The sequence below is a fragment of the Bacteroidota bacterium genome, assembly GCA_013696965.1.
In the GTDB taxonomy this organism is placed as follows: domain Bacteria; phylum Bacteroidota; class Bacteroidia; order JACCXN01; family JACCXN01; genus JACCXN01.
The window spans coordinates 42,229-61,942 of sequence record JACCXN010000093.1 but is presented as its reverse complement, the minus strand read 5'-3'; the positions used below and the strand labels follow the sequence as shown (position 1 = coordinate 61,942).

At 34.4% G+C, this 19,714-nt stretch carries 16 protein-coding genes; 11 read left to right on the top strand and 5 right to left on the bottom strand.

Features of this window, described 5'->3' with window-relative positions:
- Nucleotide 1: 1 nt before the first annotated feature.
- The 4 genes from H0V01_14250 to H0V01_14235 are packed head-to-tail and all read right to left on the bottom strand — an operon-like array spanning nucleotide 2 to nucleotide 5,731.
- On the bottom strand, nucleotides 2-1,195 hold the full coding sequence (locus H0V01_14250) for a polysaccharide pyruvyl transferase family protein (GenBank protein MBA2584537.1): 1,194 nt from the start codon (nucleotides 1,193-1,195) through the stop codon (nucleotides 2-4).
- A 10-nt stretch (nucleotides 1,196-1,205) separates the two neighbouring features.
- Nucleotides 1,206-2,510, bottom strand: a complete 1,305-nt coding sequence (locus H0V01_14245) for an ABC transporter ATP-binding protein (GenBank protein ID MBA2584536.1) — start codon at nucleotides 2,508-2,510, stop codon at nucleotides 1,206-1,208.
- A 1-nt stretch (nucleotide 2,511) separates the two neighbouring features.
- A complete protein-coding gene (locus H0V01_14240; protein ID MBA2584535.1) occupies nucleotides 2,512-3,399 on the bottom strand; it encodes an ABC transporter permease in 888 nt (295 codons plus the stop codon).
- Nucleotides 3,365-5,731: a polysaccharide biosynthesis tyrosine autokinase gene (locus H0V01_14235; GenBank protein ID MBA2584534.1), complete on the bottom strand. Its 2,367-nt coding sequence runs from the start codon at nucleotides 5,729-5,731 to the stop codon at nucleotides 3,365-3,367. Before H0V01_14235 ends, H0V01_14240 begins: the two co-directional genes overlap by 35 nt.
- Before the next feature lie 228 nt (nucleotides 5,732-5,959).
- Here H0V01_14235 and H0V01_14230 point away from each other — a divergent pair, with 228 nt between their 5' ends.
- The 5 genes from H0V01_14230 to H0V01_14210 all read left to right on the top strand — a co-directional run bounded on the left by H0V01_14230 (nucleotide 5,960) and on the right by H0V01_14210 (nucleotide 11,433).
- Entirely contained in the window at nucleotides 5,960-9,055 is a 3,096-nt protein-coding gene (locus tag H0V01_14230; GenBank protein ID MBA2584533.1) for a T9SS type A sorting domain-containing protein, read from the top strand.
- Between the two features lie 34 nt (nucleotides 9,056-9,089).
- Nucleotides 9,090-9,317 (top strand): hypothetical protein, encoded by a 228-nt coding sequence (locus H0V01_14225; GenBank protein ID MBA2584532.1) that lies wholly within the window; start codon nucleotides 9,090-9,092, stop codon nucleotides 9,315-9,317.
- Nucleotides 9,318-9,344: 27 nt separating this feature from the next.
- Nucleotides 9,345-9,866, top strand: a complete 522-nt coding sequence (locus H0V01_14220) for an exosortase/archaeosortase family protein (protein MBA2584531.1) — start codon at nucleotides 9,345-9,347, stop codon at nucleotides 9,864-9,866.
- Nucleotides 9,867-10,166: 300 nt separating this feature from the next.
- Entirely contained in the window at nucleotides 10,167-10,538 is a 372-nt protein-coding gene (locus H0V01_14215) for a GxxExxY protein (protein MBA2584530.1), read from the top strand.
- Between the two features lie 424 nt (nucleotides 10,539-10,962).
- A complete protein-coding gene (locus tag H0V01_14210; GenBank protein MBA2584529.1) occupies nucleotides 10,963-11,433 on the top strand; it encodes a hypothetical protein in 471 nt (156 codons plus the stop codon).
- A 108-nt stretch (nucleotides 11,434-11,541) separates the two neighbouring features.
- Here the strand turns inward: H0V01_14210 and H0V01_14205 are convergent, their stop codons facing one another.
- Nucleotides 11,542-12,150 carry a YceI family protein gene (locus H0V01_14205; protein MBA2584528.1) on the bottom strand — a complete coding sequence of 203 codons (609 nt, stop codon included), beginning with the start codon at nucleotides 12,148-12,150 and terminating at the stop codon, nucleotides 11,542-11,544.
- Nucleotides 12,151-12,400: 250 nt separating this feature from the next.
- Here H0V01_14205 and H0V01_14200 point away from each other — a divergent pair, with 250 nt between their 5' ends.
- The 6 genes from H0V01_14200 (at nucleotide 12,401) to H0V01_14175 (ending at nucleotide 19,687) form a co-directional block, all read left to right on the top strand.
- On the top strand, nucleotides 12,401-13,699 hold the full coding sequence (locus H0V01_14200; protein ID MBA2584527.1) for a serine hydroxymethyltransferase: 1,299 nt from the start codon (nucleotides 12,401-12,403) through the stop codon (nucleotides 13,697-13,699).
- Nucleotides 13,700-13,893: 194 nt separating this feature from the next.
- Nucleotides 13,894-15,165 (top strand): fumarylacetoacetase, encoded by a 1,272-nt coding sequence (gene fahA / locus H0V01_14195; protein MBA2584526.1) that lies wholly within the window; start codon nucleotides 13,894-13,896, stop codon nucleotides 15,163-15,165.
- Between the two features lie 51 nt (nucleotides 15,166-15,216).
- Complete coding sequence (locus H0V01_14190; protein ID MBA2584525.1) at nucleotides 15,217-17,421, top strand: bifunctional (p)ppGpp synthetase/guanosine-3',5'-bis(diphosphate) 3'-pyrophosphohydrolase; 2,205 nt, start codon at nucleotides 15,217-15,219, stop codon at nucleotides 17,419-17,421.
- A gap of 76 nt (nucleotides 17,422-17,497) precedes the next feature.
- On the top strand, nucleotides 17,498-18,007 hold the full coding sequence (locus tag H0V01_14185) for a transcriptional repressor (GenBank protein ID MBA2584524.1): 510 nt from the start codon (nucleotides 17,498-17,500) through the stop codon (nucleotides 18,005-18,007).
- Between the two features lie 2 nt (nucleotides 18,008-18,009).
- The gene (locus tag H0V01_14180; GenBank protein MBA2584523.1) at nucleotides 18,010-18,378 is read left to right on the top strand and encodes an STAS domain-containing protein; all 369 of its coding nucleotides are present in this window, start codon (nucleotides 18,010-18,012) and stop codon (nucleotides 18,376-18,378) included.
- 28 nt (nucleotides 18,379-18,406) lie between these two features.
- Nucleotides 18,407-19,687 (top strand): adenylosuccinate synthase, encoded by a 1,281-nt coding sequence (locus H0V01_14175; GenBank protein ID MBA2584522.1) that lies wholly within the window; start codon nucleotides 18,407-18,409, stop codon nucleotides 19,685-19,687.
- Nucleotides 19,688-19,714: the final 27 nt, after the last annotated feature.

Genomic DNA, 19,714 nt, shown 5'->3' with positions numbered 1-19,714 from the left:
CTTAGGGCAATTGCAAAATAAACTTTTTCATTTGCAAATAATTTAAATCGATATTTTTCCTGGTTGCAGAAATCCTCGGGAAAGCATTCTCGATCTCATAGCTAAGGTTCTGAATGATATCTTCTGTTAAAAAAGGATGACCCTTCATTTCGATTTGATATTTCACAGAAGGCAGTAGTGCTAAATAAATTTTATTAATTGCTTTTAAATATAATTTGTTGTTGAGGTTTGGAAGTTTTAACTCATTTTTAACAAGTTCATAAGCATCAAACATTAAGCCTGAAATAACATATTTTAAAGCCTTACCCCTACCATCTTCATTCAATAAAACAGAAAGCCGTGATTCACTGCACATAAAAATATGGGCGTGTACCCTATAACCAATATGCAGGTCACATTTTTGATAATGCTCAATGAGCCCTTCAGCAGAACCGGAAATATCTTTGTAATTTATTTGATTATCATTTAACCAAGCTTGAAATTCTACATGTTTTTTATAAAATTTATCATGTTCCGGGGAACTCTGATACACTTCTTTTTTCAAAGAATGATGAAATACTACCTGGAAGTTTTTTTCTTTAAAAAAAGAAGACAAACCCAAAATGTTCTCTTTCATGGAGGTCTCCATGGAATCGCTTTCTACAAAACTCACTCCTAAAGAATAGGAAATATTAATGATTGGGATATTGGTATCAAATGCTTTACGAATAAAATCGGTATTATATAAGGCTGGGCAACCTGTCATTAAAAAGTTGCTGAATTTATTTTTAAGCAAAATGTTTAAGGTGTGGTAATCTCTTACGCCTGAGCAGTATCCGGAACTATCAATTCTTTTTAATAATTCAAGCGTGGGTTCATTCAGTTTATAAGTATGAGATGATCGCCATTCACCTTCCCTTGATTTCCAACCAATACCCATAGAAATAATTGGAACTTTTATATCATTTAGATATTGGGTTAATTCATATACCTTTGGCCTCATATCAAACTGAAGTGCAGGACCTCCCATTAAAATTAGAGCCCTTGAATTGTTTACAATTTCTAACTCTTCATCTGAAAATTGCTTCCAGGCATCAATATCAATAATTTTACGATCGGACCTTAGTTCTGAGAATAATTTTTTTGCACGGTGTTTTATCAAAAAATCACCTGCATTATTTTTACTGCCTGTTAATATAACATATTGGTCTTCCATAAACATTTTTTCAATTTACAAATTCTTCACTTGGAATAAACTCAATTACATCCCATGGTAAATCTGCCACTATTTTTCCATTTCTTTTACTTGCATATGATTTTAAGCTTGCATCAAAAGAACGTTCTTCAATAGTGAATTTAAAAATATTTTTTGATGCGAAGATGGTGCCTACATTCGTTCTGCTAATCCTTACACTGATAGTATATACACCAGCTTTTAAAGGAGTAGGCAAATTAACGGTGGCCGTATAGATTCCCGGTAATCTTGTTGAAAGCAATTCCGGGTTTCTATCGGTATCAAAGGAACTGAAAAGCAATTCTCCGTTTCTTTCCACATCAATAATACAGGAAACACTCTGTAAATTTTGTCTTATTATATATTCCAATTCTAGCCTTACTGAATCAAAAACATCAAAAACTAATGTAGGTTCAGCATTTAAATTTAAAATTCTTGCTTTTTTCACCTGTGCAATAAGCTCTTTTTCCAAAGGAAATTCTACAACCGGTTTATCTGTAACCTGGTTAAAAGCATCTGAAAGATATTGCTCAATAACTGCCTCTGTATCACCCTCAAAAACAAGACGCCCCTCACGTAGCAATAAGGCACGCGTACATAATGTTTTTACCATTCCTAACTGATGGCTTACAAACAGAACAGTTCTTCCCTGTTTTGCAACTTCATCCATTTTACCAAGACATTTTTTTTGAAAATCTGCATCTCCTACTGCCAAAACTTCATCAATAATCAATATTTCAGGCTCCAGGTGAGCTGCAACTGAAAAAGCAAGTCTAACCCGCATTCCACTGGAATACCTTTTTACAGGAGTATCTATATATCTTTCAACACCTGAAAATTCTACAATTTCATCAAATTTTCTTTTGATTTCAATTTTAGACATCCCAAGAATTGCTCCATTCAAAAAAATATTTTCTTTTCCGGTCAATTCAGGATGAAAACCTGTTCCTACTTCCAACAAACTGGCAATTCTGCCTTTTATTTTTATTTGCCCCATGGTAGGATGAGTAACTCTGGAAAGAATTTTGAGTAAGGTAGATTTTCCTGCTCCATTCTTACCGATAATACCCAGAATTTCACCTTTTTTAACTGTAAAATTAATATTCTCCAGGGCCCAAACATATTCAGAATCTGCTTTTTCAGAAGTGACATTTGCTTGTCCAACTTTTAAAAAAGGATCCTCTTTTCCTTTAATTTTTGCCCACCAACGGCTAAAGTCATGGGCTAAAGTGCCGGTGCCAATATTACCTAAACGGTACTGTTTACTTACATTTTCTACCTTAATTACCGTTTTCATTTTAAACAGTGTCCATAAAAGATTTTTCTACTTTACTAAAAATTACAATTCCAATTATTAAGGCAATACACATAAACAAAAAGCTGTAAATTAACCCAGCAACTGAAAAAACACCGACCCCTAGAAAACTAAACTTAAAGGCTTCAATAATGCTAGTCATAGGGTTTAACAACAAAATCCATTTATAATTATCCGGAACGGATGATAAGGGATAAACAATGGGAGATGCATACATCATCAATTGAACTCCAAAGCCTATAAGGTGCTGAAGATCTCTATATTTTGTTGTCATAGATGAAATAATAATTCCTAAACCAAGACCCAATCCAGCCATAATAACAATTAGAAGGGGAAAAAACAAAACTGAAATGCCTATATTAATTGCATGGCCATTTATTTTAAAATAAAAATAAAAAACAAGGAAAATCAAAAACTGCAAACCAAACTTAAAAAGGTTAGAAATAATTATAGAAAATGGCAAAACCAAACGAGGAAAGTATACCTTACCAAAAATACTTGCATTCGCACTGAAAACATTTGAGGTTTTATTAAAACATTCAGAAAAATAGGTCCAACAGGTAATTCCCGCAAGGTAAAACAGCACAGGAGGCAATCCATCTGTTGAAAGTTGTGCTATATTTCCAAAAATAACAGTAAAAGTAATTGTGGTTAACAAGGGTTGAATAAAGAACCACAAAGGACCTAATATGGTTTGTTTGTACAGTGAAATAAAATCCCTTTTTACAAATAAAAATATAAGGTCTCTATAATTCCATAATTCATTTAAATTTAAATTGAACCATCCGGATACAGGTTTAATAACCAAAGTCCAATGGTTTGCTTCTATGGCCGTATCAGCTATTTTTGTTTGTTCCATAGCCATATCCATAACCTTTTCCATATCCATATTTATAACCGTAGCTGTAATTATAATAATACTTGGACTTTTTAATTTTTACTCCATTTAACAAAAAGCCAAAATTCCTAACTCCATTATTTGTTACTACTTCTTCCGCATTTTTTACATATTCTTTTTTGGCAAACTGTGTATTTAAAACAAACAGAGTTGCATCTGCATATTTCATTAAAACAAGGGCGTCTGTAATTAAACCAATTGGAGGTGTATCAATAATGATATAATCATAAAGATTTTTACCATATTCAAGCAAATCTAGTAGTCTCTTATTCAAAATTAATTCTGAAGCATTAGGAGGAATAGGTCCTGATAAAATAACATCTAAATTTTCTATTGAAGTTTTCATTATGCATTCCTTGGTATCCACTTTTCCAGCAAGTATAGAACTTATACCTAATTCGGATTTTAATTTAAGACCCACATATACTTTTGGCTTATGTAAATCAAGTTCAAGTAGCAATACTTTTTTATCGGCCTTAGCAATAATAGCAGCAAGGTTAATCGAACAAAATGTTTTTCCTTCATTTGGATTATGAGACGTAATCAATATAGTTTTACAAAGGCCTTCTACTGGCAAGTATTCTAAATTTGTTCTTACGCTTCTAAATGATTCTGTAATTGCTGACTTGGGATTACTATCCACTATTATATATTCTGTCTCCGCTTCGTTGGCATATATGATTTCCCCAAAAACAGGAATGGAAGTCATTTCCTTGAGTCCGGTTGAATTTTCAATTTTTTCAAAAAACACAATTCGAACAAAAATTAATATAAAAGAAAAAACTAAACCAATAAGAGAAGCAGTATAAATTATTTTTGATTTGTTTGGCTTTACAAGGCCAATGGACATTGCAGATTCGATCACTTTTGTTTCCGGTATAATACCTGCTCTGGCTATCACGGTATTTGCCTTTTTCTCTAACAAATAAAGGTACATTTTTTCATTTACCTGCAGCTTCCTGTTGATATTCAACATGTCCCGCTGAGTTTTAGGAATACTTTTTATAATTGTTTCATACTGCCTTATTTGAGCTTTAATATCCTCAATTTTAGATCTAATTGCTTTTTTAGAATTAGTTAAATAAACCAAAATGTCTTTTCTTAAAAATTCAACTCTTTCTTTCATTTGCTGTAAACCGGCATTTTCTTCCTTTGCGCTGAAATACATGGAATTAATTCCAATTTGCATGGTATATAATTCATTTACACTTTTTTTCAAAAAATCATCATCATCATTTATATAGACAGCAGGAGGTAATAATCTTGTTTCCTTAGCATCTTTAGAACTTATTATATATTCTTCTAGTGATGCAATAGATTGAAGCAATAACTCCAGGCTTCTCTTTTGAGAGTCATAAGTTAACAATTTATCAAAATACTCTTCTGCTTCTCTTGACAAATTAAGAATAGATTTATTGCTCCTGTATTTCTCCAGGTCATCTTCAATTTCCGACATCATATCTATAGCCTCTGTCAATTGCCTGTCAATATAAGTTAAGGTGTTTTCATTTACATCAATTTTTGATCGAAGGGTATAATCTATATAAACTTTTGACAAAGTATCCAAAAAAGTAACTGCCCTAGCTGGTATTTCGTCCTCCAAAGTTATTTGTAAAACACTTGTATATTCCACATTTTCCACAGACAATGCATTTTTATATTTCCTTACAAGACTGCTTTTTGTATGTACTTTAAAAAAATAGTCTATCTCTTTTAAATTGGCAATTGTCTGACTTGTAATTCCAGGACTTTTATCTACCCGAATAACAAAATCAGTTTCGTGAATATCAGCATCAAAAGATAACACTTTTTTTATATTCACCTTGTCTTCTTTTTCATAAATCAACTGATACTTATTTTCATCAATTATTTTAAATTGAACGGGCTTTTCAAAGAGTTGATTATTTAATAGAGTTATGTGTATACGAAAAGGCATTGATTCATAAACTTCTGTTGTTTTAAGTCGGCCAATAATGAAATAGGATACATCTAGATTAAGTTTTGCAACTGTTTGTTCTATTAAATTGTAGGAGGTAATTACTCTTTTCTGATTTGAAATATCTTCATATGCTCCATAATAACCTAAACCTTTGTATAGTTGATTTTGGTAATCATAAGTTTCAGATGATTTTATTAAAATTTGTGTACGTCCAGCGAAAACATCTGTGAGCTTATAGGTATAAATATATGCTATGCTAGCTGAAATTAAAACAAACAAAAGCATAATATACCAGTTTTCGATAAAAACCTTCCATACCTGTTTGAGGTCTTTACTATCAATAATACTTCCTTTGTCTATAGCCATTCAAGTGATAATAATTCACAAATTTAGAATTTTAAACGAATTTTGATTATATTAATTGTATTTTTACGGCTTATCAAAGACTAATTATATTTATTGTAATCTTGAATTTTAATATTAATAGGTGAAAATTAAGTAAAATTCATGTAGTTCTTGTTAATAACTCCTGAAACAATTTATTTGACTAGACGTATAATCTAAATAAGCAACAAAATAATTAAAATGATTCCCATGAAAAAATTTATACTTTTAATTTCGGCTCTTTTGCTTCTCTGCTTATATTCTTATTCCCAAACTGGTCCTGGTGGGGTAGGAAATAGCTCAAGCAATGCTGTATGGTTTGATGCTTCAAAAATGAGTTTGAACAATAATGATTTGGTACCCTCTCTGTTAGACTTTTCAGGCAACATCAGAAATGGCAGCCAAGCCACCGGTATAAGAAGAGCCAGATTTTTAACAAATCAAATAAATGGTTTACCAGCTTTTAATTTTGATGGAAACGATTTTTACACTACTGGATCCATTGCTGCTTTAAATACTAATACGATCAGTTATTTTATTGTTGCAAGGACAAGTACCACTAGTGAAAATCAAGATCTAATTTCAGCTAATTTTTCTTCCACTAATACGGCTTATTCTGACAGGTTATGGGGAGCACAAATAAGTTCATCTACTGGAACCTATCGGACTTTTAATAGAAGTTCAACAGGGGCGAACATTATTAATTTAGGCTATCAGGCTGGATTTCAATTTATTTCATCAGTATGGAATGGCACAACTGAATTTAATGGTTATAGAAATGGGAGTAGCTTTGGCAACCTAACCAATGTAAACAGCAACCCTATTGGCAATAATTGGCTGAGAATTGGAGCTTCATCTTCAACAAATTTAAACTTTTATTATCGCGGAGATATTTCAGAAATAATTGTTTATAATACAAACCTTAATATTACCCAAAGGTTAATTGTAGAGAATTATATTTCATCAAAATACAATCGTTTAATTCCAACTGATTTATATGCTTTCGATACCCCTGGAGGTCACGGATTTGAAGTTGCAGGAATAGGACAAACAAGTATTACGGACAATCATACTAACGCCCGAGGCACAGGAATTGTCCAAATCTCTACTCCTTCCGATTTAAACAACAACGAATTTTTATTGTGGGGGCATGACAATGCAGCACTAACCATAAATACCAGCAATGTCCCTACTGGATTTATAGGGGGGGAACGATTAAACAGAACCTGGAGAGCCGGTCATACTGGCAATTTAGGAACAGTAACTGTTAGTTTTGACCTTACTGGAATTTCATTTAATTCCAGCAGTTTGGCTGTTTATATTGACAATGATGGTAATTTTACCGATGCTATTGCTCATACTACAGGCTTTGTATATGATGCTAATACAAATACAGCTACTTTTACAGGGGTTCCTCTTTCCAATGGGAATTATTTCACTATCGGTACAGCTGGTCCAATTATTAGCGTTCAGGATGGAAATTGGTTAAACCCAAACACCTGGAATTGTACTTGCATACCAACCACAATAGATGCTGTTATTATTATGCCGGGACACACCGTAACCGTTGACCCTAACGGAGTAGCAGAGGATTTAACTATCAATGGAACTTTGAATTTTGGTGCAAACGGGGTTTTATCTATTTACAGGAACATTGCAAATAACGGGCTAATCGGTTTTTCCAATGGAACCATAGTATTTACCGGCACAGTAAGCCAAAGCTTTACCGCAACTCAGCTTACCAGGCTAAGGAATATTACGGTCAACAACGCTAATGGCTTAGCCATTTCATCAGGAACCTATGAACTTTATGGATCACTTGAAATTTTAGCAGGAAACTTGGATAACTCAGCCAACAATTCCTTTACCTTGGTTTCTAATATTGCTGGAGATGCAAGGATCGGGGCTATACCAGCAGCATCATCTATTCTTGGTAATTTTATTGTTCAGCGCTATGTAGCTGCAGGACTAACGGGATACAGGTTTTTAACCTCAACAGTATCAGGGAGAACCCTAGCCGACTGGAATGACGACTTTGAAATGAGAGGATTTCCAGGAATATTCTCTGGCACAGTTAGTGGCAATCCTTCCATGTATTATTATGTGGAAGCATTAAGTACACCTAATGATGCTGCCGGATTCCGGGTTCCTGCAAATATATCTCATCCATTGAATCATGGCGAAGCATGGTGGGCCTATATGGGTACGGGACAAACTAATACAGCACCAATAAACATAGATGTAACCGGTCCACTTTATACCGGAACAAGAAACATCTCTCATATAACTTACACTGATCATGCCCCGGTTGGTCCTGATGCGCATGATGGATGGAATTTAGTGGGAAATCCTTTTGTTTCAACAATTGATTGGAATTCTTTAAACAGAACTAACCTTTACAACAGAATACAGATATGGAACCCTGCAACGGGAAGTTTCGGTGTATACGATGGAGTTGCCGGAACAAGTACCAATGGTGTTACAAATCTGATTGCTTCTTCGCAAGGATTCAATGTTCAGGCATTTGCCACTCCAACACTTTCGATTCCTGAAAATTCAAAATCTGTTATCAACAAAACTTTTGTAAGAACTGCTTTAACTGATGCAAATGCATTTAAACTGAATCTTTCAAATAACATGGACATTTATTCTGATGAAATTGTTGTACGGTTTAATCCAAAAGCTTCATTAAAATATGACGAAAATGATATTTTGAAATTGGCTGTTCCTGATAATTCAGCTTCTTTTATAGCCACAAGATCAGATAATGTATTGCTTGCTTTTAATACACTACCAGAGGCACAGGAAGAATACTTCATACCTGTAGTAGTTAAAGCCGGATCAGCGGCAAGGTATACAATTGGTTTTGAAAACATTAATGCCATCGCCAACAATTATAATGTCTATTTAAAGGACCTTAATAATGAGGTTAAATTGGATATTTCCAAAGACCTGACTTATTCTTTTAATATAACTGACCCAAGTTCAGAAAAAAATCTGGTTTTACACTTAGTATCAAAAGGACATGGTAGCGAGGTAACTCTTACTACTGATGAAGTGCGCAAGAACAATGAACAGGTAAATGTTTTTTCAAGCCAAAATGTGCTTAACGTAAATTTTGATTTAAATACACAATCTGATGCAACAATTACCGTTTATAGCCTGCTTGGGCAACAGTTGTTCACACAGGTAATTAAGAATGCACACAAAAACAGTGTTCAGTTAAATTCAAATTTAATTGAAGGTGTTTATATTATTTCAGTTGAAACAAAGGATTTAAAAATTGCAAGAAAAATAAATTTTTAAATTTGCACTTTAAAATCAATTACAAAAAAGAACAATGACAACTAAAAAGCTTAACACAGTACTGTTCCTTACACTTCTTTTTATAGTATTCCCATTATTTATACAAATTGGTTTTGGCCAACCTGGCCCTCCAGGTGGTGGCACGCAACCTTGCTGGCCCCCTTCAGCCTGCATTCCTATTGATGGAGGTTTAGGCTTTCTTATGGCAGCAGCTGTTGCACTCGGAATAAAAAAAATACACGATAAGAAAAAAACAATTTAACCGGGAATTTTCCCGGTTTTTTTTATCATGCATAAATCCGTAATCAAAAATCCTGTTTCTCTTTTTTTCTTTAAAGCTATTGGTCTTTATATTGTATGGTACCTATTATATGATTTATGGATTCATCCTGCAGGAAAATTGGATCTATTGGTTATAGATAACCTTATTTATGCAAGTTCAGGGATTTTAAAATTGTTGGGATACCAGTTAATTGATTACCCCTACTCTGCTGCAATCCGAAGCATGGGTATTGATGGGGCTCACGGTCTTTGGGTTGGAGATGCTTGTAATGGTTTAACGCTTTTTGCTCTTTTTACAGGATTTATAATTGCTTTCCCTGGTCCGGTTAAAAGTAAATTATGGTTTATTCCTTTGGGGTTGCTTTCGATACATCTTATTAATATTTTAAGGATTACAGGTTTGGCTGTAACTCAGCTTTACTTTCCGGATTCACTTGATTTTAATCATACTTATACCTTTACTTTTTTAGTTTATGGTTGGGTGTTTTTGTTGTGGCTGGGTTGGGTACGCTTAGCCGGAAAAGTTTAGTGAAACTCTGTGACTCCTCTGTGGTCTCTGTGTAATTTAAATTGCAGGGACACAGCAAAAAGCAAAGACACGTTATTGTTTCACAGAGTTGCACGGAGAAGGCACAGAGGACCACAGAGAGGTTTGGGAATTGAAATTAAAGTTCGGAGAAACTCAGTGTAACCTTGTGACTCCTCTGTGGTCTCTGTGTAATTTTTAATTGCAGGGACACAGTTAAAAGCAAGGACAGTTTTTGTTTCACAGAGTTGCACGGAGTAGGCACAGAGGACCACAGAGAGGCTTGGTATAATTTATATTTTTATGGAAATTAATTCAATTACTGAAAAAATTATTGGTTGTGCGATTGAAGTACATAAATTTCTGGGGCCTGGTTTATTGGAATCTGCTTATGAGGAATGTTTAGTATTCGAATTGCAAAAAGCAGGATTAAGTTTTGAAAGACAAAAAGCTGTTCCTGTTATTTATAAAGAAATAAAATTAGATTGTGGTTATAGAGTGGATATTTTAGTTGAGAACAAAGTTCTGATTGAATTAAAAACTGTTGATGTTTTAAATCCCGTTCATGAAGCTCAAATTTTAACTTATTTGAAATTTTCCAATAAAAGAATAGGTTTACTAATAAATTTTAATGTAACTCTTTTAAAAAACGGTATCAAAAGATATAAACTTTAAGTGACACAGCAAAAAGTAATGACAGTATTGTTACACAGAGTTGCACAGAGAAGTCACAGAGGACCACAGAGAGGTTTGGGAATTGAATTAAAGTTTTGGGAAACTCTGTGCCTCCTCTGTGGTACTCTGTGTAATTTAAAATGCAGAGTCAGAGCAAAAAGCAAGGACAGTGTTTTTTCACAGAGTTGCACGGAGAAGGCACAGAGGACCACAGAGAGGTTCAGAAATTGAATTAAAGTTAGGAGAAGGCACAGAGGGCCACAGAGAGGTTTGGGAATTGAATTAATGTTTTGGGAAACTCAGTGTAACTCTGTGCCTTCTCTGTGGTACTCTGTGTAATTAAAAATGCAGGGACACAGGACAGTTATTGTTTCACAGAGTTGCACAGAGAAAGCACAGGGACCACAGAGAGGTTGGGAATTTTATGAAAAAAAAGGTAATAATATATTCTTTATTAATTTTGGGCTTATTGCTGGGGCTTGGGCTATTCAGGGATTTTCTGTTTACTAATATTAATTTTTGGTTGTATGAATTGTATTACCAAAGAGGGGATTTTGAGCTTCCTGCCTCTCTTAGCTCATTCAATAACTTTAGTTATGCACAACTTTATTACTTTAAATGGGTATTAACTGTCCTGTTTAGTTTGTTGTATTTATTGGTTTATTTATTGGGAATATGGATTATTTTCAGACAGAAAAAATTTTTAATCTGGACAGTTGCTGCTTTTGTTTTTATTTATGTTATAGCAGGTTGTTTTTATATTTATGGATGGGCGTTTAATGATTTAAAACAAGGATATCAGTTTGCACGCACTTTTATGGGTTTTGTTCAATCTCCTTTTTTGCTAATGCTTTTAATTCCTGCATTTATGCTGGATAAAAAAGTTCAGATTTAAAAACTGCTGGATTTGGTTTGGCAGGAACTCTAATTAGAGGATTTCTCATTGCGTTCGGAATGACCGGGTCTCCTCAAAAGAGAAGGAATTTCACCTTTCATTTCATTATCATATAGGCTCTGTTAATACCTTATATGTAACATCAAAAGTCACAGTTACTTGATCATCAGTTACGTAAGTGCCATTCATGGCTATTGGTGGTGTAATATTAAAATCGGTCATATTAAAGGAAGTGCTCCCTTGAAAAAACAGTCTTGATTTTTTTGTCCTGCCAATTGCATCAAATTGTATAGTCCTGCTTTGGCCGGCAACATTCAAAATTCCTGAAACACTTAGTAAGGTGGAATCTGCTTGATGTGTTAAACTTAATACTTCACTTAATCTAAAAGTGATGTAAGGATATTCAGTATAATTCAGAGCTTCATAAGCATTGGCATCCATTTCTCTATTTCCACTTTTAAAGCTTTCTGAGGGCAAAATCACTTCAAGAAGATTTATTTTTCGGATTTTTTCATTTTGGAAAACCATATTGGCTGAACCGGAAGCTTGATTGGAAATCATTTCCCATTTATTTACATTGGAAGAGCCTTTAACTGTTATAAAAGCTACTTCAATTACGCTAACTCTTTCTTGCTCTTGAATATTAAAGTAAAAAAATGCCAGTATTACAAAAATTACAGGCATAAATAAATAATAAGGTGCTCTTTTATTAAACATTGATGTATAAATTAAACTCCTTATTAAAAATACGATTTTTTTTTACTTTTTTCTCTGCTTTTAGGATTCTGCTATAGTGCGTGATGGTAATTATTTCACGGAGTTACACAGAGAAAGAACAAAGGACCACGGAGTTTCCCTAAAGATTTTTATTTAAAGAGAATATTTTTTGAAATGTCTTTATAGAATTACTAATTTTGAAAATCAGGAAATAAAGTGGAGAATTTAAGAATACATACAATAGAAAAACATGAAAAGAGATACCTTAATTTTTGATTTGATTGAAAAAGAACGTCATAGACAGACTTTTGGGATAGAGTTGATTGCCTCAGAGAATTATGTGAGTAAACAAGTACTTGAAGCGGCAGGATCGGTGCTTACAAATAAATATGCGGAGGGTTATCCTTTTAAAAGATACTATGGTGGATGTGAAGTGGTTGACCAAGTAGAAACAGCAGCCATAGAGAGAGCAAAAGAACTTTTTAATCTACAATGGGCCAATGTTCAGCCTCACTCTGGCTCACAAGCCAATGCAGCAGTAATGCTAGGGGTTTTAAATCCGGGTGATACCATACTTGGCTTTGATCTTTCCCATGGCGGACATTTAACTCATGGTTCACCCGTAAGTTTTTCAGGAAAATTATACCGCGCTACATTTTATGGAGTGGAGAAAGAAACAGGAAGAATCAATTATGATAATGTAGAACAAATAGCAATAAAAGAAAAACCAAAATTGTTGATTTGTGGTGCATCTTCCTATTCAAGAGATTGGGATTATAAACGATTAAGAAACATAGCCGATAAGGTTGGAGCATTGTTAATGGCTGATATTGCCCATCCTGCAGGATTAATTGCAAAAGGCTTAATGAATGATCCTGTTCCTCATTGCCATATTTTGACTACTACCACGCACAAAACCTTAAGGGGACCAAGAGGAGGAATGATAATGATGGGTAAGGATTTTGAAAATCCCTGGGGATTGAAAACTCCAAAAGGCGAAATTAAAATGATGTCTGCAATACTTGATGCTGCTGTTTTCCCAGGAACTCAGGGTGGACCACTTGAACATATTATTGCAGCCAAAGCGGTTGCTTTTGGAGAAGCTTTAACTGATCCTTTTAAAAATTATGCGGTTCAAGTAATGAAAAACGCAAAATTAATGGCAGAATGTTTTGTTAAAAAAGGATACCATGTGATTTCTGATGGAACCGAAAATCATTGTATGCTAATTGATCTTCGATCAAAAAACATTAGTGGTAAACTTGCAGAAAACACCCTGGTAAAAGCAGATATTACCGTAAATAAAAACATGGTTCCTTTTGATGATAAATCACCTTTTGTTACTTCTGGGATACGAGTAGGGACAGCAGCTATAACAACGCGGGGATTAATTGAAAATGACATTCCTGAAATTGTTGAATTAATTGACCAGGTATTGGTAAATCCGGAAAATGAAAAAATTATTTCTGGAGTTAAGACAAGAGTAAATAGTATGATGAAGGATTTTCCCTTGTTCGCAATGGATAGTAAAACAGAGCCTGCTGTTTAAAGAAAAGGAATTTTTAAATTACCACAAAACCTTACCGATTTAAAAATCGGTAAGGTTTTAATTTTTTAAAAAAATTAAAACCTTACAGGACTTGTTGGTTCCGCCCTGAAAATCACTTATAAAAAAACCTTTTTTAAGGCTGGTTTTATTGCTATTTTCCCTTCAAAAAGTGTATTTTAGCCAAAATTATAAGAATGAATGATTTAAGCAACCCGAATTTAGTTTCCTGGATTAATGTAGAAAAGGATTCTGATTTCCCCATCCAAAACTTACCCTTTGGAATATTTAAGACCTCGCAAACCGCACCACACCTGGCAAGCATTATTGGGGAGTTTGTAATTGACCTTGCCTTGCTAAGCAGGCTGGGTTATTTTGAAGCATTTAAAATAGACCAGTCAATATTTGCCAATAATAGCCTAAACGATTTCATAGGATTAGGAAAACCTCTTACAAATGCAATAAGAACAAGAATTTCAGAACTATTGAGAGAAGAAAATCCAGAATTGCGTGAGAATAGTGAACACAGGGAAAAAATATTTCATAAAGTCTCTGAAGTTCAAATGTTACTTCCGGTTGAAATTGGTGATTATACAGATTTTTATTCAAGTATTGAACACGCAACAAATGTAGGCACCATGTTTCGTGATCCTGAAAATGCACTTTTGCCAAATTGGAAACACATTCCTGTAGGATACCATGGCAGATCTTCATCCATTGTAGTTTCAGGAATTGATATACACAGGCCAAAAGGCCAGACTAAAGCAGATGATGCTGAAAATCCTGTTTTTGGTCCTACAAAACTTTTGGATTTTGAACTGGAAATGGCATTTATTATTGGAAAACAAACTGAGATGGGTGACACAGTAAGTACTGACGATGCGGAAAAACACATTTTCGGAATGGTTCTGTTTAATGATTGGTCGGCAAGAGATATACAAAAATGGGAGTATGTTCCACTTGGGCCTTTTTTGGCCAAGAATTTCGCCTCTTCATGCTCTCCCTGGGTTGTAACAATGGAAGCACTTGAACCCTTTAGAATAAAAGGCCCTGAACAAAAACCAGAGGTGCTGCCTTATCTTCAATATCAGGGAGAAAAAAATATCGATATACATTTAGAAGTGCTAATTCAACCTGAAAAGAGTACTTCGCACACAGTTTGCCGTTCAAATTTCAAATATATGTATTGGAATATGAATCAACAACTGGCCCATCATACAGTAAATGGCTGCAATATCCGTATTGGAGATCTAATGGCCTCGGGCACTATTAGTGGACCAAGTTCCGACTCTTATGGTTCTATGCTTGAATTAAGCTGGAAAGGCACTAAAGCAATTCCTATGGCTGATGGAACTGAAAGAAGATTTATTCTTGATATGGATACAGTAATAATGCGTGGTTATGCACAAAAAGATAGGTTAAGGATAGGATTTGGGGAAGTAAAAACAAAAATTCTTCCTACACGTTAGTATATATTAGGCATTTTCATTAATTAAAAAAAATATTATTCCCTTAATGCAATGGCTGTAATTGATATTGAAATTGAAAAAAGAGAAATTCTAAGGCGATACCGAAGCCTTTTGAGGAGTTGCGCGAAAATTACAGACAAGCAGGATAAAGCCAATATTCGTAAGGCCTTTGATATTGCTTTGGAAGCCCACAAGGACACGCGCAGAAAATCAGGCGAACCTTATATTTATCACCCTATATCTGTTGCTCAAATAGCAGTAAGCGAAATAGGCCTTGGTGCCACTGCCGTAATATGTGCTCTTTTGCATGATGTAGTGGAAGATACAGACATTTCTCTAGATTATATTGAATATAATTTTGGAAAAAAAGTCACAACAATTATAGATGGATTAACAAAGATTTCAGGCGTTTTTGATCATTCTTCTTCCCTTCAGGCTGAGAATTTCAGAAAAATGTTACTTACCCTTTCCGATGATGTAAGGGTAATTCTTATCAAGCTTGCGGACAGACTGGATAATATGCGAACTCTGGATTACATGCCAGTGCAAAAACAACTTAAAATAGCTTCTGAAACCCTTTACCTTTACGCTCCTCTTGCGCATAGACTGGGCTTGTATAATATAAAAACAGAATTGGAAGATCTTGGTTTGAAATACACAGAGCCGGAAATTTATGAATCTATAACCCATAAGCTAAAAAAGACGCAAGCTGTAAGAACACGGTTTATCAATAGTTTTGTAAATCCAATTAAAAGATCTTTGAATGAACAGCATTTAACCTATGAAATAAAGGGGCGCCCTAAGTCTTTATTTTCCATTTGGAATAAAATGAAAAATAAAGGGATTCCTTTTGAGGAGGTATATGATCTTTTTGCAATCCGAATTATTATTGATACAAACCCTGAAAATGAAAAATCGGATTGCTGGAAGGTATATAGCATCGTTACGGATTATTATACCCCTAGCCCTGAGAGGCTCAGAGACTGGATTTCTACTCCTAAGGCCAATGGTTATGAATCACTTCATACTACTGTAATGAGTCCAACCGGAAAATGGGTGGAGGTTCAGATAAGGACGAAAAGAATGGATGAAATAGCCGAAAAAGGTTATGCAGCGCATTGGAAATACAAGGAATCAGGAAATGAAAGCAACCTGGATGAGTGGATAAATAAAATCAGGGATTTATTAGAAAAACCTGATGGCAACGCCCTTGATTTCATGGATGATTTCAAACTCAATTTATTTGCTGAAGAAATTTATGTGTTTACACCAAAGGGTGAATTAAAAACCCTGCCTCAGAATGCAACAGCTTTGGATTTTGCTTTTGATATACATACGGATGTAGGCTTAAAATGCATTGGGGCAAAAGTAAATCAAAAACTTGTTCCTTTAAGCTATATGCTAAAAAGTGGAGATCAGGTGGAAGTAATTACTTCAAAAAAACAGGAGCCTAAAGAAGATTGGCTGAAATATGTAATTACCGCCAAGGCAAAAGCAAAAATTAAAGATGCGTTAAAATCAGAAAAAAAGAAAATAGCCAAAGAGGGAAAAATATTTTTGGAGAAAAAGCTGCATGGTTTTAAAATTCCTGCCTCTCCGGAAAACCTTAAACAAATATTATCCTTTTATAAAATAACTACTTTACATGATCTTTTTTACCGTATTGCTGTTGGAAATATTGAACTTAAAAAGCTAAAAGAGCTTAATTTGATAAATGGAAAACTCGAGGTAAAGATTCAGCCGGCAAAAAGCGATAAAAAGAATTTTGAAAAGATGATAAGTTCGGTAAGGGGACTAGATGCAAACATGCTTGTAATTGGTGAGAACCTGGACAAAATTGAATACAAGCTTTCCCCCTGCTGTTCCCCTATTCCAGGTGATGATGTTTTTGGTTTTGTAACCATTAATGAAGGAATAAAAATTCACAGGATTAATTGTCCGAATGCTATTGAATTAATGTCTAATTATGGCTATAGGATTGTTAAAGCCAGATGGACAAGCCAGGAATTAATTGCCTTTTTAGCAGGGATAAAAATATCGGGTATTGATAATGTGGGAATTGTAAACAGAATTACACAAATTATTTCAGAGGAGCTCAATGTGAACATGCGATCAATTGGTTTTGAAAGCCATGACGGAGTATTTGAAGGAATCATTATGGTTTACGTTCATGATACCAATCATTTAAAAAATCTAACCGCGAAACTCAAAAAAGTGTATGGTGTAACAAATGTTGATCGTATTGATTATAAATAAATAAGGTATTTTAGTATGATTTCAGCCAATTTGATTAATTTTACACCCCTATTGATATTCACCCATTTTCATTAAAATGTCAGGCATACTTGTTAATGATAAAGTAAAGACTATTTTTTGCGCTTATCTTGAAGATAAAGGCCACAGGAAAACACCTGAACGTTTTGCCATACTCAATGAAATTTACTCCAATGAAGGACATTTTGATGTAGAGTCGCTCTATATTATGATGAAAAACAAGAAATACAGGGTAAGCCGCGCTACATTATACAATACTATAGAATTATTACTTGACAGCAATTTAGTGCGTAAGCACCAATTTGGAAAAAACCAGGCGCAATTCGAACGTGCTTATGAATTTAAACAGCATGATCATCTTATTTGTACTCAATGTGGAAAAGTTGTAGAGTTTTGTGATCCAAGGATCCAAAACATTAAAACCTCAACAGGCAACTTTTTTGAATTTACAATTCATTACCATTCTCTTAACATGTTTGGCATTTGCAATACATGTTCAAATGGAGATACTAAGGGTAATTCAAAAACAAAAGCTGTGGAAAAGCAGAATAACCCTAATATTAAATAACCATGGAATTCAGTTATCAAATGGAAGTAAAAGACAATATTATTATTGTTTCATTACAAGGAGAACTCATTGAGAAATTCCAGGCTCAGGCACTTCTTGAAGAATTAGAAATAAGATTGCAAGAATCAAATAGGATAATATTAACACTTCAGGATTTGAAGTATCTAAATAGTTCCGGGCTTAATGTGTTGATTAATATTCTTACCCGCTTTAGAACAGCTGGTGGGGAAGCGGTAGTTTGTTGCCTGTCAAAAAAGGTAAACGAATTGTTTTTGATCACCAAATTAAATTCCGTTTTTACAGTGCTCAAGGATTTAGATGAATCCGATGCGTATTTTAAAAGCACAAAAGAAAAACCAACGAACAATTAAGCATTCCAATAAAATTAAAAGAATAAAAATGAAAGCAGACGTATTATTAGGGCTCCAGTGGGGCGATGAAGGCAAAGGAAAAATTGTAGATGTACTTACACCAAAATATGACATAATCGCTCGTTTTCAGGGAGGCCCAAATGCAGGGCATACACTTGAATTCAATGGTATAAAACATGTGCTTCATACCATTCCTTCAGGGATATTTCATAAAAACTGCCTTAATGTGGTTGGAAACGGGGTTGTGATTGATCCGGTTATTTTCAAAAAAGAAATTGATGCTTTGGTAAAAATGGGAGTTGACATTAAAAAAAGCCTACTTATTTCAAGAAAGGCTCACCTTATTTTACCTACCCACAGGCTCCTGGACGCTGCTTCTGAAGCTTCTAAAGGAAAAGGGAAAATAGGTTCAACTTTAAAGGGTATAGGACCTACGTACATGGATAAAACAGGACGCAATGGCCTGCGTGTTGGTGATATCACTACCTCTGATTTCAAAGACAAGTATGATTTCCTTGTTTCTAAACATTCCCAAATACTTGATTTTTATAACTTTTCATACAATCTTCAGGAATTTGAACCAGATTGGTTCGCGGGTATTGAACTATTAAAATCACTTACCCATATTGATAGTGAGTATTTTATTAATGAAGCACTTAATAACAATAAATCGGTTCTTGCAGAAGGAGCACAAGGTTCATTGCTGGATATTGATTTTGGTTCTTATCCTTTTGTTACCTCATCAAACACCATTAGCGCGGGTGCATGTACCGGCCTTGGAATTGCACCAAATAAAATAGGAGATACAATTGGAATTTTCAAGGCTTATTGCACCAGGGTAGGAAGTGGTCCTTTTCCAACAGAATTAATGGATCAAACAGGGGAGGATATTCGTAAAAAAGGCAATGAATTCGGATCCACCACAGGTAGATCAAGAAGATGTGGATGGCTTGATTTGCCTGCTCTTAAATATGCAATCATGCTTAATGGAGTTACAAAACTAATGATGATGAAAGCAGATGTTTTGAGTGGTTTTGAAACCGTAAAAATTTGTACCCACTATTTATATAATGGTCAAACAATTGAGACCATTCCATACGATGTTTTATCCGCTGAATTAACACCTGTATACAAGGATTTTAAAGGATGGAATGAGGATTTAACCGGAATAAAATCCATAAATGAAATTCCTGCCACATTGAATGCATACATTACCTATATTGAAAATGAATTAAAAGTTCCCGTGGTAATTGTATCAGTAGGCCCAGACCGAACACAAACCTTGATGAAGGAAGTTGTTCTTGCATAAATTGATTGGGTTGTGCCTTAAACTGCC

Excerpts from the sequence above, each read along its gene's own strand:
- H0V01_14205 (MBA2584528.1), bottom strand. The coding sequence starts at position 12,150 with ATGTTTAATAAAAGAGCACCTTATTATTTATTTATGCCTGTAATTTTT.
- H0V01_14250 (MBA2584537.1), bottom strand. The coding sequence starts at position 1,195 with ATGGAAGACCAATATGTTATATTAACAGGCAGTAAAAATAATGCAGGT.
- H0V01_14240 (MBA2584535.1), bottom strand. The coding sequence starts at position 3,399 with ATGGATATGGCTATGGAACAAACAAAAATAGCTGATACGGCCATAGAA.
- H0V01_14185 (MBA2584524.1), top strand. The coding sequence starts at position 17,498 with ATGTCAGGCATACTTGTTAATGATAAAGTAAAGACTATTTTTTGCGCT.
- H0V01_14225 (MBA2584532.1), top strand. The coding sequence starts at position 9,090 with ATGACAACTAAAAAGCTTAACACAGTACTGTTCCTTACACTTCTTTTT.
- H0V01_14235 (MBA2584534.1), bottom strand. The coding sequence starts at position 5,731 with ATGGCTATAGACAAAGGAAGTATTATTGATAGTAAAGACCTCAAACAG.
- H0V01_14175 (MBA2584522.1), top strand. The coding sequence starts at position 18,407 with ATGAAAGCAGACGTATTATTAGGGCTCCAGTGGGGCGATGAAGGCAAA.
- H0V01_14220 (MBA2584531.1), top strand. The coding sequence starts at position 9,345 with ATGCATAAATCCGTAATCAAAAATCCTGTTTCTCTTTTTTTCTTTAAA.
- H0V01_14230 (MBA2584533.1), top strand. The coding sequence starts at position 5,960 with ATGAAAAAATTTATACTTTTAATTTCGGCTCTTTTGCTTCTCTGCTTA.
- H0V01_14180 (MBA2584523.1), top strand. The coding sequence starts at position 18,010 with ATGGAATTCAGTTATCAAATGGAAGTAAAAGACAATATTATTATTGTT.
- H0V01_14245 (MBA2584536.1), bottom strand. The coding sequence starts at position 2,510 with ATGAAAACGGTAATTAAGGTAGAAAATGTAAGTAAACAGTACCGTTTA.
- fahA (MBA2584526.1), top strand. The coding sequence starts at position 13,894 with ATGAATGATTTAAGCAACCCGAATTTAGTTTCCTGGATTAATGTAGAA.
- H0V01_14215 (MBA2584530.1), top strand. The coding sequence starts at position 10,167 with ATGGAAATTAATTCAATTACTGAAAAAATTATTGGTTGTGCGATTGAA.
- H0V01_14190 (MBA2584525.1), top strand. The coding sequence starts at position 15,217 with ATGGCTGTAATTGATATTGAAATTGAAAAAAGAGAAATTCTAAGGCGA.
- H0V01_14200 (MBA2584527.1), top strand. The coding sequence starts at position 12,401 with ATGAAAAGAGATACCTTAATTTTTGATTTGATTGAAAAAGAACGTCAT.
- H0V01_14210 (MBA2584529.1), top strand. The coding sequence starts at position 10,963 with ATGAAAAAAAAGGTAATAATATATTCTTTATTAATTTTGGGCTTATTG.